General features: G+C 66.8%; 14 protein-coding genes and 1 tRNA gene. 9 read left to right on the top strand and 6 right to left on the bottom strand.

Going from position 1 to position 14,633, the window contains the following annotated elements; translation table 11 throughout:
- Positions 1-46: 46 nt before the first annotated feature.
- Entirely contained in the window at positions 47-2,350 is a 2,304-nt protein-coding gene (locus ACWYRN_RS05150; protein ID WP_488691440.1) for a putative bifunctional diguanylate cyclase/phosphodiesterase, read from the bottom strand.
- A gap of 268 nt (positions 2,351-2,618) precedes the next feature.
- Between ACWYRN_RS05150 and ACWYRN_RS05145 the strand changes: the two genes are divergently transcribed.
- The 4 genes from ACWYRN_RS05145 to ACWYRN_RS05130 all read left to right on the top strand — a co-directional run bounded on the left by ACWYRN_RS05145 (position 2,619) and on the right by ACWYRN_RS05130 (position 5,939).
- Positions 2,619-3,152, top strand: a complete 534-nt coding sequence (locus ACWYRN_RS05145; RefSeq protein ID WP_488691439.1) for a DUF2058 domain-containing protein — start codon at positions 2,619-2,621, stop codon at positions 3,150-3,152.
- 84 nt (positions 3,153-3,236) lie between these two features.
- Positions 3,237-4,367 carry a toxic anion resistance protein gene (locus ACWYRN_RS05140; protein ID WP_488691438.1) on the top strand — a complete coding sequence of 377 codons (1,131 nt, stop codon included), beginning with the start codon at positions 3,237-3,239 and terminating at the stop codon, positions 4,365-4,367.
- 51 nt (positions 4,368-4,418) lie between these two features.
- Positions 4,419-5,006 carry a TerD family protein gene (locus ACWYRN_RS05135; RefSeq protein ID WP_488691437.1) on the top strand — a complete coding sequence of 196 codons (588 nt, stop codon included), beginning with the start codon at positions 4,419-4,421 and terminating at the stop codon, positions 5,004-5,006.
- A gap of 51 nt (positions 5,007-5,057) precedes the next feature.
- Positions 5,058-5,939, top strand: a complete 882-nt coding sequence (locus tag ACWYRN_RS05130) for a hypothetical protein (protein ID WP_488691436.1) — start codon at positions 5,058-5,060, stop codon at positions 5,937-5,939.
- A 20-nt stretch (positions 5,940-5,959) separates the two neighbouring features.
- Here ACWYRN_RS05130 and ACWYRN_RS05125 read toward each other — a convergent pair whose 3' ends face one another.
- The 5 genes from ACWYRN_RS05125 to ACWYRN_RS05105 form a co-directional block, all read right to left on the bottom strand.
- Positions 5,960-6,637, bottom strand: a complete 678-nt coding sequence (locus ACWYRN_RS05125) for a type 1 glutamine amidotransferase domain-containing protein (protein ID WP_488691435.1) — start codon at positions 6,635-6,637, stop codon at positions 5,960-5,962.
- 25 nt (positions 6,638-6,662) lie between these two features.
- Positions 6,663-7,694 (bottom strand): NADP-dependent oxidoreductase, encoded by a 1,032-nt coding sequence (locus tag ACWYRN_RS05120; RefSeq protein ID WP_488691434.1) that lies wholly within the window; start codon positions 7,692-7,694, stop codon positions 6,663-6,665.
- 46 nt (positions 7,695-7,740) lie between these two features.
- Complete coding sequence (locus ACWYRN_RS05115) at positions 7,741-8,304, bottom strand: lipocalin family protein (protein WP_488691433.1); 564 nt, start codon at positions 8,302-8,304, stop codon at positions 7,741-7,743.
- Between the two features lie 243 nt (positions 8,305-8,547).
- On the bottom strand, positions 8,548-8,910 hold the full coding sequence (locus ACWYRN_RS05110) for a DUF3140 domain-containing protein (RefSeq protein ID WP_488691432.1): 363 nt from the start codon (positions 8,908-8,910) through the stop codon (positions 8,548-8,550).
- 168 nt (positions 8,911-9,078) lie between these two features.
- Positions 9,079-9,154 (bottom strand) — tRNA-Phe (locus ACWYRN_RS05105).
- Positions 9,155-9,274: 120 nt separating this feature from the next.
- Between ACWYRN_RS05105 and ACWYRN_RS05100 the strand changes: the two genes are divergently transcribed.
- The 5 genes from ACWYRN_RS05100 to ACWYRN_RS05080 all read left to right on the top strand — a co-directional run bounded on the left by ACWYRN_RS05100 (position 9,275) and on the right by ACWYRN_RS05080 (position 14,385).
- A complete protein-coding gene (locus ACWYRN_RS05100; protein WP_488691431.1) occupies positions 9,275-10,525 on the top strand; it encodes an FAD-dependent monooxygenase in 1,251 nt (416 codons plus the stop codon).
- A 21-nt stretch (positions 10,526-10,546) separates the two neighbouring features.
- Positions 10,547-11,263 (top strand): DsbC family protein, encoded by a 717-nt coding sequence (locus ACWYRN_RS05095; protein ID WP_488691430.1) that lies wholly within the window; start codon positions 10,547-10,549, stop codon positions 11,261-11,263.
- 54 nt (positions 11,264-11,317) lie between these two features.
- On the top strand, positions 11,318-11,776 hold the full coding sequence (locus tag ACWYRN_RS05090) for a (2Fe-2S)-binding protein (RefSeq protein ID WP_488691429.1): 459 nt from the start codon (positions 11,318-11,320) through the stop codon (positions 11,774-11,776).
- A gap of 31 nt (positions 11,777-11,807) precedes the next feature.
- The gene (locus tag ACWYRN_RS05085) at positions 11,808-12,377 is read left to right on the top strand and encodes a nucleotidyltransferase family protein (protein ID WP_488692777.1); all 570 of its coding nucleotides are present in this window, start codon (positions 11,808-11,810) and stop codon (positions 12,375-12,377) included.
- A gap of 67 nt (positions 12,378-12,444) precedes the next feature.
- A complete protein-coding gene (locus ACWYRN_RS05080) occupies positions 12,445-14,385 on the top strand; it encodes a M61 family metallopeptidase (RefSeq protein WP_488691427.1) in 1,941 nt (646 codons plus the stop codon).
- The last annotated feature ends 248 nt before the right edge of the window (positions 14,386-14,633 follow it).

Below are 14,633 nucleotides of genomic sequence, written 5' to 3'. Positions count from 1 at the left end.
GTTGCGGCTGGGCACTGCCTGCTGCGGAACAGGTCTGTTGCCGACCTCAGGCGGCGTGGCGCGCCTCTCCGCCGGCCAGCCGCGCCAGCACCTCGGCCAGCGGCATGGGCCGCGCAAACAGGTAGCCCTGCATGTGCGGCGCGCCGTGCTCGGCCAGGAAGCGCGCCTGCTCCGGCGTCTCCACGCCTTCGGCCACCACGCGCAGGCGCAGGTGGGCGGCCATGCCCAGGATGGTGCGCACGATGGCGGTGCCGTCGGCGTCGTGCGGCGTGTCGCGGATGAAGCTCCTGTCGATCTTCAGTTCGTACAGCGGCATGCGCTTCAGGTAGGCCAGGTTCGAGTAGCCGGTGCCGAAGTCGTCGATCGAGAAGCGGATGCCGAGCGCGGCCAGTTCGCCCATGCGCGCGATGATGCCGTCGCGCTGGCCCACCACCAGGCCTTCGGTGAGCTCGAAGATCAGCTGGCTGGCCGGCACGCCGGTCTCCTGCAGCAGGCGCCGCACCGAATCGACGAAGCCGTGCTGGCGGAACTGCGAGGGGCTGACGTTCACCGACAGCGGCAGCGCGTGGCCGGCCGCATCGAGCTGGCGCCAGGCCTGGCACGCCTGGCGCAGCGCCCATTCGCCCAGCGGCACGATCAGGCCCGTCGCTTCCGCCACCGGAATGAACACGTCGGGCGCGACGCTGCTGCCGTCCTGGCGCCGCCAGCGCATCAGCAGTTCGGCGCCGACCGCGCTGCCGGCGGCATCGAACTGCAATTGCAGGTGCAGCGCCAGTTCCTCGCGCGCCAGCGCCAGGCCAAGCTCGCGCTCCAGCGTCAGGCGCTCCTCGACCTCGGCGCGCATGGTGGCCTCGAACAGTGCCACGCCGTTGCGCCCGCCGGCCTTGGCGCGGTACATGGCGGTGTCGGCCTCGCGCAGCAGATCGTCGGCGCTCTGGCCCGGGCGCGGTAGCGGCGCCACGCCGATGCTGGCCGAGGAATTGTAGCGGTGGCCGTCGATCTCGATGTCCTCGGCCAGCGCCGCGCGGATGTCCTGGGCGCGCGCCAGCGCGGCGTGTGACACCGCGTCTTCGCCCCGGCCCAGGCCGGTGAGCAGGACCACGAATTCGTCGCCGCCGATGCGCGCCACCATGCCGGCTTCGCCCACCAGGGCGGACAGGCGCGCCGCCGCCTGGCGCAGCAGGGCGTCGCCGGTGGCATGGCCGCGCGCGTCGTTCACGACCTTGAAGTTGTCGAGGTCGATGAAGAGCAGGGCGCCGCCCCCCGCCTCGCCCGCATGTGCCTGCGCCAGCTCGGCTTCGAGGCGCTCGCCCAGCAGGCGCCGGTTCGGCAGGCCGGTCAGCACGTCGTAATAGGCCAGGCGGTGGATGGCGCCGGCGGCCTTCTTGCGCTCGCCGATGTCGCGCCCCACCGCCACCCAGTGCGTGAGCGCGCCCTGTCCGTCGAGGAAGGGCGTGACCTCGAGTTCGACCCAATAAGGCGTGCCGTCGCGCGCATGCACCATCAGCTCGGCCGACACGCCCTGGCCGCGCTCCATGGCCGCGGTGATGCGCGCCACTTCGGCGCGGTCGGTTTTCGGGCCGATCAGCAGCGTCATGCTGCGTCCCAGCAGTTCCTGGCGCGCATAGCCGGCGGCGCGCAGGAAGGCATCGTTGGCGAAGATGATCGGCTGCGGCTGGCCCGGGGCCGCGGCGCGGGCGATGACGACCTTGTCGTTCAATTGCGATACGGCCGCCGCGGCCAGGCGCAGTTCCGCGTTCAGCTGCTGCATGGCGCTCTGGCCTTCTTGCAGCGTGTCGGCGAACAGGCGCAGCTCGCCCAGCGAGGCTTCCAGCTTTTGCAGCAGGCTGCCGCAGGACACCGTAATGAGCGAGCCGACGAACATGAAGTTCATCGCCACCAGCAGCGAGGACACCGCTTCGTCTGGCGGCAGGCCGGCGACGTCGGCCGCCACGATACCCGACAGGCCCAGGCCCAGGATGATCGCGCCGCTCAGGCCGAGGGCGGCCAGGGCCGAACGCATGCCCAGCAGCACCGCTGCAAAAACCGGCGGCGCGATCAGGTAGAGCTGGGCCACCTGGCCGATGTTGACCATCATGCCGGTGGCGACGAAAAACACGATGGCGATGAAGTGCCGCACCCGGGTGCGGTACGGCAGGCCGCGCAGGCGCCAGATGCAGGCCAGCCAGGCAATCGCCAGCAGGTCGACCGCGATGACCGGCCACAGGCCCTCGCGCGCGGCGACCACGATGCTGGGCGCGGCCGTGGCAATGCCGAGCACGAGGACGATCGTGATCAGGCGGGAAAAGATGTGGGTGCGCCAGTGCGCAATGTCGGTGGTGGGTGTCACTTGTTGCTTTCATGTGCAAGCAAGTGCTTGTTGATTTACGGCACTGTACTTTGCTGCAACGCAACATAGTAACGCAGGTTTTCATCGCTTGTCACCCGCGGCGGCGCCAGGTGTTGCGCCGATGATGCGCTCCGGGGCCGGCTGCCCGGGCGGGTTCCACCGGGATGCCGGGGAGCGTGGAAGGACCGGCGGCAAGGGGCTGGCAATTTGCTATGCTTATGGATGATCCGTGCCGCACGGCCGGACGTTTATTGATGGAGCGCCACAGATGGCATCGTTGCAGGAACAATTTTTAAAGGCTGGCCTGGTCAACAAGGGCAAGGCCAAGCAGGTCCAGCAGGACAAGAGCAAGCAGCAGAAGATCGACCGCCGGCACGGCACGCAAAGCGTGGACGAAGCCAAGCTGGCCGCGGCCGAGCTGCAGCGCAAGAACGCCGAGCGCGCGCGCGAACTGAATGCCCAGCGCGACGCGGCCGCCCAGCAAAAGGCGGTCATGGCGCAGATCCTCGACCTGGTGCAGAAGAACCGCCAACCCAAGGGCAACGGCGACATCGCCTATAACTTCACGCACAACAGCAAGATCGAACGCATCCACGTCTCAAGCAAGGTGCAAGAGCACCTGATGGCGGGGCGCCTGGTGATCGTGCGCATCGGCGACGCCACCGAACTGGTGCCGCGCGTGATCGGCGAGAAGATCGCCCAGCGCGACGCAGCGCTGGTGGTGCAGGTGAAGCGGGCGGCCGAGGTCGATCCGGACGATCCGTACGCGGCTTACCAGATCCCCGACGATCTGATGTGGTAAGCACCTGAGCGCCGGGCAGGGTACTCGCCCGCGAGGGTTGTCCAGTGGTAAGCTATTCTTGTCATTTCAACCTGAAGGAATGTTATGAAACCGCTGTTCTCCTCCGACGAAGAAGCGAACGCCGCCTCCGCCGCACCGGCGCCTGCCCCTGCTCCCTCGCTGCCGCCGCTGTCGGCGCCCGTCGGCATGGATGCGCTGCCGGCCTTGCGCCCCGAGGCGGCCCCGGCGCCGGCCCCGCAGGTCCGGGTCGACATCTCCGGCATCGACGACAAGGCCATCGAGGCCCTGGGCGGTTCCACCGGCGCCGGCGTGGCCAAGGTGTCGGCCAAGCTGCTCGGCACCGTGCGCGCGTCGGATGCGGACGTGTTCGGCACCCAGCTGAACGAACTGATCGCCACCTCGAAGGGCCTGGACCCGGCCAAGCTGCGTTCGGGCGGCCTGCTGTCGCGCGTGACGGGCATGTTCGGCTCGGTCAAGGAAAAGATGCTGTCGCAGTACCAGATGGTCGAGTCGCGCATGGACACCCTGGTCGGGGAAATGACCCGCCATGCCAACGTGCACCGTAAACGCATCCAGGACTTCGACGAGATGTACAAGGGCCTGGAAACCTATTACCAGGGCCTGGACGCCGACGTGAAGAAGGGCGAAGCCTGGGCCGAGCGCCTGCGCCAGGCGGTGGCGCAGCAGGCCGCGCCGACGAACGCCTTCGAGGCCCAGCAGGCGACCGAACTGAAGCGCCGCCTGGAGCGCCTGGAAAAGCGCATCGACGACCTGCGCCGCGCCATGCTGATGGCCACGCAGATGGTGCCGCAGATCCGCCTGTCGCAGGACAATGCGCGCGCCCTGACCGATACCTTTACCGACATCGTCAACGTCTCGATCCCGGCCTGGCGCAACGTGTTCTCGCTCTACCTGCTGCAGCTGGAAGCCAAGCAGAGCGCGGCGGTGGCAAATGCCGCCTACGACGCCACCGACGCGGCCTTCCGCGCGCAGGCCGACATGCTGCTGGAAAATACCGAGACCGTGGCGCGCGCCAAGCAGCGCTCGCTGGTCAGCCTGGAAACGGCGCAGCACGTGCAGGCCCAGCTGATCACCGCCTTCGACAAGCTCGAGCAGATCTCGCACGAGGGCCAGCAGCGCCGCAAGGACGAGCTTCCGAAACTGCAGGAGCTGGAACGCGACCTGATCGCCCGCTTCTCGCCGGCCGTGGGCTGATCCCCGGCTGTTTGGCGCACCCACTCATTTCACGATAAAAAGGAAGAATCCATGTCGACGATGCTCGAAACCGGCCATCGCATCAACCTCGAAAAAACCGCACCGGGCCTGAAGCGCGTGCGCATCGGCCTGGGCTGGAAAGTCAACGCGGCCGACGGCCAGGCCTTCGACCTCGACTCGTCGGTATTCCTGTGCCGCAAGGACGCCGACGACAACCCGGTCATGATCAGCAACGCCCATTTCGTCTACTACAACCACACGACCTCGCCGGATGGCGCGGTGGTGCACTCGGGCGACAACCGCACCGGCGACAAGGATGGCGACGACGAAGTCATCACCGTCGACCTGGGCCGCGTCGACCCGGCCGTCATGGAGATGCCTATCGTGGTCACCATCCACGACGCCGAGGCGCGCAAGCAGAACTTCGGCCGTGTCTCGGGCGCCTACGTCAAGGTGTACAACGACGAGACGGGCGAAGCGATCGCGCAGTACGACCTGACCGAGGACTACTCGGACAAGACCGCGCTGCAGTTCGGCTCGCTGTACCGCCGCGATGGCGAATGGCGCTTCCACGCCGTGGGCGCCGGCTTCAAGCTGAACCTGGCGACCTTCATCCGCAAGCTGGGCGGTACCGTCTGAGGATGCACTGCCGGCTCGTTCGAAGCGCGCATGGCGTATGCTGACTGACCGATGACCGACCAGAAACCCAAAGCCTTCGATTTCGGCGCCGATGCCCAGCCTGCCGCCGAACCGGCCAGCCTGCCGGCCGCGCCGCGCGCCTTTGACTTCGGCGAGGCCGGGGAGGCCGCGCCGCCCGCCGGCGCTCCGCCCCGGGCATTGTCGTTCGACGACGTTCCTGCGGCGCCGGCAAGTTCCAGCATGACCGCAAAGGCGGTGCCCGCAGCGCTGTTCGACAGCGAAGACCACCCGGCGGTGCGCGATGCCCTGGCGCTTGCGCGCGCCGACTATCCGACCCTGTTCGCGCACGCGGAAGGGCGCTTCGCCATCCTGTTCCGGCGCATCCTGCCGGTCAAGCTGGCGCTGGTCACGGACTGGGCGGAAGAACCCCTGCTGGAGCAGGCCGCGCTGCTCCAGCCCATCACCGAGCTGGTTTTGAAATTTACCCGGATGGGCGTGCCGGCGCTGCTCGATGCCGCGCTGGAAAGTACCCGCGAGCCGGCCGGCATGTTCGGCAAGCTGTTCCGCCGCCCGCCGCCGCCTGCACACTATAAAGCCGTGCTGACCTCATCGCGTGCCGGGCTGCTGCAGCTGCTGGCCGACAGCGAGGCCGCCATGCGCAAGCTGGAAGCGTCGGCGCAGAACCTGGGCCTGCATGGGGCGGTGCTGGCGGTGGTGGCCACGCTTGCCGCCAATTCGCCGGATGCCGCCTTGCTCGATACGCTCACGCAGCGCCGCACGCTGGTCCAGCAGGCGGTGCGCCAGGCCGAGCTGTCGATCCTGCAGATGGGGCAGGTGCGCCAGCAGGCGGCCGACCTGGTCGCGCAGATATCGTCGTTCCTGACGGTGACCTTGCCGGCGCTGGAAATGGCGCAGGCGCAGGGTGGCGCCTGAAAGCGGCCTGAGGGCGCCGGCTATGCCAGCAGCTTGAGCAGGGCCTGTGCGGCCTCTTCGGACGAGGCCGGATTCTGGCCCGTGACCAGCTTGCCATCGGTCAGCACATACGATGCCCAGTCGGCGCCGCGCGCATACTGGCCGCCGTGCTGCTTGAGCATGTCTTCGACCAGGAAAGGCACGACCTCGCTCAAGCCGACCGCGTCTTCTTCGGTGTTGGCAAAGCCCGTCACGCGCTTGCCCTTGACCAGCGGCTGGCCGTCGGCGCCCTTCACATGACGCAGCACGCCGGGAGCGTGGCAGACCAGGGCAAGCGGCTTGCCGGCAGCGGCCATGGCTTCGATCAGCGCGATCGACGCCTTGTCCTCGGCCAGGTCCCACAGCGGACCATGTCCGCCCGGATAGAAGACGGCATCGAAATCCTCAGCCTTCACCTCGGCCAGCTTGCCGGTGGAGGCCAGCACCGCCTGGGCATCGGCGTCGCTCTTGAAGCGCCGGGTGGCGTCGGTCTGGGCGTCCGGTGCGTCGCTCTTCGGGTCGAGCGGCGGCTGGCCGCCCTGGGGCGAGACCAGGGTGATGTTGGCGCCGGCGTCCTTCAGCGCGTAGTAGGGGGCGGCAAATTCCTCCAGCCAGAAGCCGGTCTGCTTGCCGGTATCGCCCAGTTCTGCATGCGACGTCAAGACCATCAAAATGTTCATGGAATACTCCGGTAAAAGGGCGCCGTCAGTCGGCGACGTGGATGATGAGCTTGCCGAAGTTCTTGCCTTCGAGCAGGCCGATGAATGCTTGCGGTGCGTTCTCCAGACCTTCCACGATGTCTTCGCGGAACTTGATCTTGCCTTCGTCGAGCCAGCTGCGCATCTGGTCGTGGAACTCGCCGTAGCGGGGACCATAGTCGTCGAAGATGATGAAGCCCTGCATGCGGATGCGCTTGGTCAGGATGGTGCGTGCCAGCAGGCCGAGACGGTCGGGGCCGTCGGGCAGGCCGGTGGCGTTGTAGTCGGCGATCAGGCCGCAGACCGGAATGCGCGCCTTGGTGTTGAGCAGGGGCAGCACGGCGTCGAACACGGCGCCGCCGACGTTTTCGAAATACACGTCGATGCCGTCGGGGCAGGCCGCGGCCAGCTGCGCGGCGAAGTCGGGCACGCGGTGGTCGATGCAGGCGTCGAAGCCGAGTTCGTCCACGACATAGCGGCACTTGTCGGCGCCGCCGGCGATGCCGACCGCACGCGCGCCCTTGATCTTCGCGATCTGGCCGACGAGCGAGCCGACCGCGCCGCTGGCGGCGGCCACCACCACCGTCTCGCCCGGGCGCGGCTGGCCGATGTCGAGCAGGCCCATGTAGGCGGTAAAGCCCGGCATGCCGAGCACGCCGAGTGCGCGCGAGGCCAGCCGCGGGTCGTCGTCGAGCTTGTTCAGGCCGGCGCCGTCGGACAGCGCGTAGTCCTGCCAGCCGCTGTAGCCCAGCACCAGCTGGCCGACCTGGAAGTCCGGATGGCGCGACGCTTCCACGCGCGAGACGGTGCCGCCGACCATCACGGCGCCGAGCTCGACCGAGGCCGCATAGGACTTGGCGGCGCTGATACGTCCGCGCATGTAGGGGTCGAGCGACAGGTAGAGGGTGCGCAGCAGCACCTGGCCGTCCTGCGCTTGCGGCACCGGGGTTTCCGTCAGGCGGAAGGTGTCGGCGTCGGGTGCGCCGTGCGGGCGCTGCTGCAGCACCAGGGCGCGGTTCATGGCATTGGTTTGTGGCATGTTCGTTTCCTTCATTGTGGGTGCGTGATGTCGGCGGCGGTGCGGCTCAGCGCTGCGGCGTGGCCTGAAGCTTCGCCACATCCAGGCCCTGCGCCGCAATCCGTTTGACCAGCGCGTCATAGGCAGCCTGGTCCACCGTCGGCGTGCGCGACAGGATCCACAGGTAGTCGCCCTTGCGGTCGCTGACGGCGGCGAGCCGGTAATCCGGATCGAGGTCGATGACCCAGTAGTCGCCCCATACCATCGGAATGAAGGACAGGATGGCCGGTGCGAAGCGCACCTCGAGCCTGGGCGAGGTCGGGCCGCCGAGCTGGCGCGCGACGCCTTCCGCGCTTTTTTCCGATCCGTCGGCCTGGCGGCAACGGTTCACCACGCTTACTCTTCCGTCCGGCAAGACGGAATAGGTCGCGCTCGTGTCGCTCACGCAATCGCGCTGGAATCTGTTGGGAAACCTGGCGATCTCGTACCACTTGCCCATGTAGCGCGACACCTCCAGGGAGGGAATCGTTGTAATGGCCGGCGCGGCTTGCGTGGGCTGGGTGTCTTGTGCGCGTGCAGGCATCGCATGGGCGATGACGGCCGACAGTAAAAGGGGCAGGATGGCGTTCATGTGGCTCCGCTGGGCTGGGGGACAAACGATCGCCTGGGCTGACCGTTCTTGCCTGCGTATTCTACTGACCCGACCGTGGACACGGTGCACGCCACCGTTGGCCCGAACCGGAAGCGCCACCCGGAGGTGGGTTTTGCCGGGCCTCGCTGCCGCATTCCTGGGGGGCGGAATCACCGGCACCAGGGTTTTCCATCCTCCGGGGCGAAAGCGTGCGGACAATGGCGCAAGGCTTTGATAGCGGGCCTACTTTTTCTCGGGATCGTGGCCCCAGTTCATCAGCGAATAGCGCCAGTCGCTCGATGCCGGATCGCTCCTGGTAGGCCTCTGTGCCAGGTGCCGGTGGATGTACCCGATTACCTTGCGCATGTGCGCGATGTCATCCGCACTCAGGTCCTGGGCGTGCCGGTGCAGTAGTTCGACGATGCGGCGTCCGGATTGGTGCCCGGTCGATTCGGCATTCCCGTGCTTCTGGCCGACACGCCTGGAATCGTCGGTATCGAGCCACTTCTCCATTTGGGCTGGCGTCATGTTCACCGCCTGCTTGAACTCCGCGACCGTCTGGCGCCTGGCTGCGTCCTCGTCATCGGTGCCTGCCTGTTTTGACATGCTCGCTCCATTGAATATTCGTCGGTAGACCAAACCAATTTTCAAAGTAGCACGAACGCTGTTTTTCCTGGCGCACCAGAAACCGCTCGCTGATGTGCCAGCGGAAAAACAAAAACGCCACCCGAAGGTGGCGTTTTTGTTTGCATGGCTGTCGCAATGCTGAATTCTTGGTGGCCCGGGGCGGAATCGAACCACCGACACAAGGATTTTCAATCCTCTGCTCTACCAACTGAGCTACCAGGCCAAGAGAGGCATGATTATAGCCAGCGCCTCGCGGCTCTGCAAGTCCCACTTGCAACTTTCTTTTGACGCCCCGGTCGCGGCCCGCGGCGTGCCGCGCTGGTGCCGCTATATAATGCCTGGCATGACGACACCACATTCTTCCACTGCACAATCCCGCGTCAGCGATGTCTGCATCGTCGGCAATGGCGCCATTGCCAAGACCGCGGCCCTCGGTTTTGCCCAGGCCGGGCACAGCGTCACCCTGCTGGTGCCGGCGCCGCGCCTGGCGGACCAGGACGCCGCCCCGTCGTTTGCGCCGGGAACGGAACGGCCCTGGGACGTGCGCGTCTACGCCCTGAACCATACGGCGCACGATGTGCTGTCGTCGTTGAAGGTCTGGGACGCGATGGACGGCGCGCGCATTGCGCCGGTCGATGCGATGGCGGTAAATGGCGACGGCAAGGAAAACGGCAACGCCGGTGGCAAGCTCGGCTTTGACGCCTTTGGCGCGCATACCGGCGCCCTGGCCTGGATTGTCGAGGACAGCAACCTGAATGGAGCCCTGGACGCCGCCCTGAAGTTCGCGCACAACGTGCAGGTCGTCAGCGGCTGCGCCTGTCGTCTCACCTGCGGCCCGGAAGGCGCGCAAGTGGAACTCGAAGACGGCCGCAGGCTCGACGCCAGACTGGTGGTCGGCGCCGACGGCCGCGATTCCTGGGTACGCGGGCAGTGCGACATCGGCATCGATTACCGCTCCTACCACCAGCGCGCCATCGTCACCAATTTTGCCTGCGAAAAGCCGCACCACGGCGTGGCCCACCAGTGGTTCACCTGCAAGGACGGCATCGTGGCGCTGCTGCCGCTGCCGGGCAACAAGGTGTCGCTGGTCTGGTCGGCGCCGGAAACCCTGGCCGCCACCCTGATGGAAGAATCGCTCGGCGAGCTGGCGATCCGCCTGTGCGAATATGCCGACGAGCCGCTCGGCGCCCTGAAACCGCTGCAGCCGGAAGCCGTGAAAGCGGTGCCGCTGGCGCTGGTGCGTCCGCATGCGCTGGTGGCGCCGCACGTGGCGCTGATTGGCGACGCGGCGCACGCCGTGCATCCGCTGGCCGGGCACGGCATGAACCTGGGCTTCGGCGACGTGGTCGACCTGCTGCGCGTGATCGGCGAGCGCGAGGAGCACCGCGCCATCGGCGACGAGCGGGTGCTGGCTCGTTACGCGCGTGCGCGCAAGGAAGACGTGCTGCTGATGCAGCTGGCCACCGACGGCCTGGAGCGCCTGTTCGGCGCGAATCTCGAACCCGTGCGCGTGGTGCGCAACCTGGGCCTGGACTTGCTCGACAAGCTGCCCTTCGTGAAACGGCGCCTGATGGCCCATGCCATCGGCAAGTAATTTTCTAAGGAATTCAAAGTGATGTTAAAAACCAAGGTCGCCGTACTGCTGGCGACGGGCCTGATCGCGGGTTGCGTCGATGCCCAGAACACCGAAACGGCGATCCGCAAGAATATCGAGCCGCGCCTGGGCGGCGCCAAGATCGACTCGATCAAGGAAACGCCGTACAGCGGCCTGTACGAGCTGCGCGTCGGCGGCGACATCCTGTACACCGACAAGAAAGCCGAGTACCTGTTCATCGGCCAGGTGTTCGACGCCAAGAGCTCGAAGAACCTGACCCGCGAGCGTATCGACCAGCTGAACAAGATCAAGTTCTCCGACCTGCCGCTGAACCTGGCGCTGAAGCAGGTGAAGGGCGACGGCAAGCGCGTGATCGCCGTCTTCGAAGACCCGAACTGCGGCTATTGCAAGCGCCTGCGCGCCACCACGCTGGCCCAGCTCGACAACGTGACCATCTACACCTTCATGTACAACATCCTGTCGCCGGATTCCTTCGAAAAATCGAAGAACATCTGGTGTTCGCCGAACCAGGTCAAGGCCTGGGACGACTGGATGATCAACGGCAAGGTGCCGACAGCCGCGCCAAGCAGCTGCGAATCGCCGAACGACAAGGTCGTGGAACTGGGCCACAAGCTGAACATCCAGGGCACGCCGGCGATCTTCTTCACCGACGGCAGCCGTATCCCGGGCGCGGTCGACCTGAAGACGCTGGAAGCGAAACTGGAATCGCTGAACTAAACAATTGTTATAAGAGCCAAACAAGTGTTTGGCCATGAAGGGGAGCCGGGCGGCATGGTCCAACTCAACATCAACGGGCGCGACCTGCAGGTCGACGCCGATCCGTCCACGCCCATCCTCTGGGCCCTGCGCGACAACCTGGACCTGACCGGCACCAAGTTCGGCTGCGGCGCCGCCCTGTGCGGCGCCTGCACCGTGCACCTGGAAGGTTCGCCGATCCGCTCCTGCATCACGCCGATCTTGGCCGCCGCCGGGTTGAAGATCACCACCATCGAAGCGATGGCCGGCGACCCGGTCGGCAAGGCCGTGCAGGACGCCTGGATACGCCACGACGTGCCGCAATGCGGCTACTGCCAGAGCGGGCAGGTGATGAGCGCCACCGCGCTGCTGCGCACCAACAAGGCGCCGAGCGACGCCGACATCGACAACGCCATGAGCGGGAATATCTGCCGCTGCGGCACCTACCAGCGCATACGCGCGGCCATCAAGGATGCCGCGCAGGCCCTTGCATAATGGCGCCGTGAATGGCGCTGTGCGTGGCGCCATGAATGTGGCCGGGATCCTGCTGGCCGCGGGCAGGGGCCGGCGCTTCGATCCGCTGGGCGAGCGCAACAAGCTGCTCCAGTTGCTGCCCGATGGCGAGCCGGTGGTGGCGGCCAGTGCGCGTGCGCTTCTTGCTGTCGTGCCGCGCGTGATCGCGGTGGTGCCGCCGGCCGACGGCGGCGTCGCCGCTCTCCTGCGCGCGCTCGGCGTCGAGGTCACGCTGTGCCCCGAGGCCGACAGCGGCATGGCGGCCTCGCTCGTGCATGCCATCCGCCATTCGCTGCCCGCAGCCGATGCCTGGCTGGTGGCGCTGGGCGACATGCCTTTCGTTTCTCCCGCGACGATGCGGGCGCTGCTCGCTGCCCTGGCCGATGGCGCGGACATCGCGACGCCGGTGCACGCCGGGCGGCGCGGCAACCCGGTGGCTTTCGGCGCCGCGCACCTGCCGGCGCTGCTGGCGCTGGAAGGGGAGCACGGCGCGCGTGCGCTGCTCAGGTCGATGCCGGTGCGCGAAGTCGAGGTCGACGACCCCGGGATCTTCCGCGACATCGACACGCCGGCCGACCTCTAGCGCCTGCGGGTCCGGGCGCTGCCGAATCGTTTACACTATACGTATCCCGGCAGCCTTCCTTCGACCCATGAAAAAAACCGCCCAGCCCAAGAAGACCACCGCGCAGACCGCCGATCAGGCCGCTGATCTGCTCACCCAGCAAGCCGCCCCGCAAACCATCCAGCAAACCACGGCGCAGGCAGCCAGGCGCACCAGCAAGCCGGCCAATAGGCAGAACGCCATCCAGTACAGCATCGTTCCCAAGGACCTGGCCGGCCACCTGTTCAACGTCACGGTGACGGTGCCCGCGCCCGCGCCGGATGGCCAGGTATTCGCCCTGCCGGCCTGGATCCCGGGCAGCTACATGATCCGCGAATTCGCGCGCAACATCGTGCGCATCCGCGCCGAGGCGAATGGCGCCGCCGTCGCGCTGGCCAAGCTCGACAAGCACTCCTGGCAGGCCGCACCGGTCGAAGGTCCGCTGACCCTGCACTACGAAGTCTATGCCTGGGACCTGTCGGTGCGCGCCGCCCACCTCGACCAGACCCACGGCTTCTTCAACGGCACCAGCGTCTTCCTGCGCGTGGTTGGCCAGGAAGCGCAAGCGCACCAGGTCGACATCCAGCGCCCCGCCGACGCGGCCGCCAAGACCTGGCGCGTGGCCACCGCGATGAAGGAACTCGGCGCCAAGCGCTACGGCTTCGGCACCTACGTGGCCGGCGACTACGACGAATTGATCGACCACCCGGTGGAGATGGGCGACTTCGCCTTGGCCACCTTCAAGGCGCACGGCATCCCGCACGACATCGTCATCACCGGCCGCGTGCCCAACCTGGACATGGCGCGCCTGCAGGCCGACCTCAAGGCCATCTGCGAAACCCAGATCGCCTTCTTCGAGCCGGAGACGAAAAAAGCGCCGCTCGACCGCTACGTGTTCATGACCATGGCCGTGGGCGACGGCTACGGCGGCCTCGAGCACCGCGCCTCGACCGCGCTGATCTGCGCGCGCGCCGATCTCCCCTGCGTAGGCGGGCCGAAGTCGGGCGAGCCGGGCGAGGGCTACCTGAAATTCCTGGGCCTGTGCAGCCACGAGTATTTCCATACCTGGAACGTCAAGCGCATCAAGCCGGCCGTGTTCGCGCCCTACGACCTGCAGGCGGAAAACTACACGCCGCTGCTGTGGCTGTTCGAAGGCTTCACCAGCTACTACGACGACCTGATGCTGGTGCGCGCCGGGATCATCGGCGAGCCGACCTACTTCAAGCTGCTGGGGAAAACCGTCGGCAGCGTGTTGCGCGGCAGCGGCCGTACCAAGCAGAGCGTGGCCGATTCCAGCTTCGACGCCTGGAGCAAGTACTACCGCCAGGACGAGAATTCGCCGAACGCCATCATCAGCTACTACACCAAGGGTTCGCTGATCGCGCTGGCCTTCGACCTGACCATCCGCACCAAGACGAACGGTGCGCGTTCGCTGGACGACATCATGCGCGCGCTGTGGCAGCGCTACGGGCGCGACTTCTACGCCGGTGCAGGCCGCGGCGTGACCGAGCGCGAAGTGGAAGCGCTGTTCGACGAAGTCAGCGGCGTGAAGCTGCGCGGGCTGTTCGACAAGTACATCCGCGGTGTCGAGGACCTGCCGCTGGCCAAGCTGTACGCGCCGCTGGGCGTCAAGCTAGTGGACGAGCGCAACAGCGGCAAGCCGTCGCTCGACGCCGGCATCGGCCGTGATCCGCTTGGCGCCAAATTGACCCAAGTGCATGAGGGCGGTGCGGCGCATGGGGCAGGATTGTCGGCGCTGGACATCGTGATTGCGATCGACGGCCTGCGCGTGAACGGTAACCCGTCGAACGTGGATGCCTTGTTGTCGCGCTACCGCGTGGGCGACAAGGTGACGGTGCATGCGTTCCGGCGCGATGAGTTGATGGCCTTCGAGGTGACACTGCAGGGTGACCGGGTGCCGGGCATTACGCTGTCGACGGTGGCCGGCGTGCGCAAGGCCGGGACGATTGCGCGCCCGAGCGCGGTGTAATGGATCGGCACCCGGTGTCGATGCACACGCGGCGCGCGCACGAGTTGATACGCTAACCGTACGGTGGGCACTCCGTGCCCACGCGGAAGCCTGCATGACGTTGGCATTGTTAAAGCCGCGTGGCCCGCATTGTGACGCCGCATCCAAGAGCAGACCGCAACATTCAAACGAAGCCAACATGATGCGGCGTTCCGCGTGGGCACTTCGTCATTGATGCCCCCGGCATCAATGACCCCACCGTACGGTTT

The sequence above is a fragment of the Massilia sp. BAP21 genome (genome assembly GCF_057801335.1).
Note: the sequence above shows the minus strand (reverse complement) of the source record. Positions and strands in the feature narration are given on the sequence as shown.

Excerpts from the sequence above, each read along its gene's own strand:
- ACWYRN_RS05145 (WP_488691439.1), top strand. The coding sequence starts at position 2,619 with ATGGCATCGTTGCAGGAACAATTTTTAAAGGCTGGCCTGGTCAACAAG.
- ACWYRN_RS05095 (WP_488691430.1), top strand. The coding sequence starts at position 10,547 with ATGTTAAAAACCAAGGTCGCCGTACTGCTGGCGACGGGCCTGATCGCG.
- ACWYRN_RS05130 (WP_488691436.1), top strand. The coding sequence starts at position 5,058 with ATGACCGACCAGAAACCCAAAGCCTTCGATTTCGGCGCCGATGCCCAG.
- ACWYRN_RS05110 (WP_488691432.1), bottom strand. The coding sequence starts at position 8,910 with ATGTCAAAACAGGCAGGCACCGATGACGAGGACGCAGCCAGGCGCCAG.
- ACWYRN_RS05085 (WP_488692777.1), top strand. The coding sequence starts at position 11,808 with ATGAATGTGGCCGGGATCCTGCTGGCCGCGGGCAGGGGCCGGCGCTTC.
- ACWYRN_RS05120 (WP_488691434.1), bottom strand. The coding sequence starts at position 7,694 with ATGCCACAAACCAATGCCATGAACCGCGCCCTGGTGCTGCAGCAGCGC.
- ACWYRN_RS05140 (WP_488691438.1), top strand. The coding sequence starts at position 3,237 with ATGAAACCGCTGTTCTCCTCCGACGAAGAAGCGAACGCCGCCTCCGCC.
- ACWYRN_RS05090 (WP_488691429.1), top strand. The coding sequence starts at position 11,318 with ATGGTCCAACTCAACATCAACGGGCGCGACCTGCAGGTCGACGCCGAT.
- ACWYRN_RS05125 (WP_488691435.1), bottom strand. The coding sequence starts at position 6,637 with ATGAACATTTTGATGGTCTTGACGTCGCATGCAGAACTGGGCGATACC.
- ACWYRN_RS05100 (WP_488691431.1), top strand. The coding sequence starts at position 9,275 with ATGACGACACCACATTCTTCCACTGCACAATCCCGCGTCAGCGATGTC.
- ACWYRN_RS05135 (WP_488691437.1), top strand. The coding sequence starts at position 4,419 with ATGTCGACGATGCTCGAAACCGGCCATCGCATCAACCTCGAAAAAACC.
- ACWYRN_RS05080 (WP_488691427.1), top strand. The coding sequence starts at position 12,445 with ATGAAAAAAACCGCCCAGCCCAAGAAGACCACCGCGCAGACCGCCGAT.
- ACWYRN_RS05115 (WP_488691433.1), bottom strand. The coding sequence starts at position 8,304 with ATGAACGCCATCCTGCCCCTTTTACTGTCGGCCGTCATCGCCCATGCG.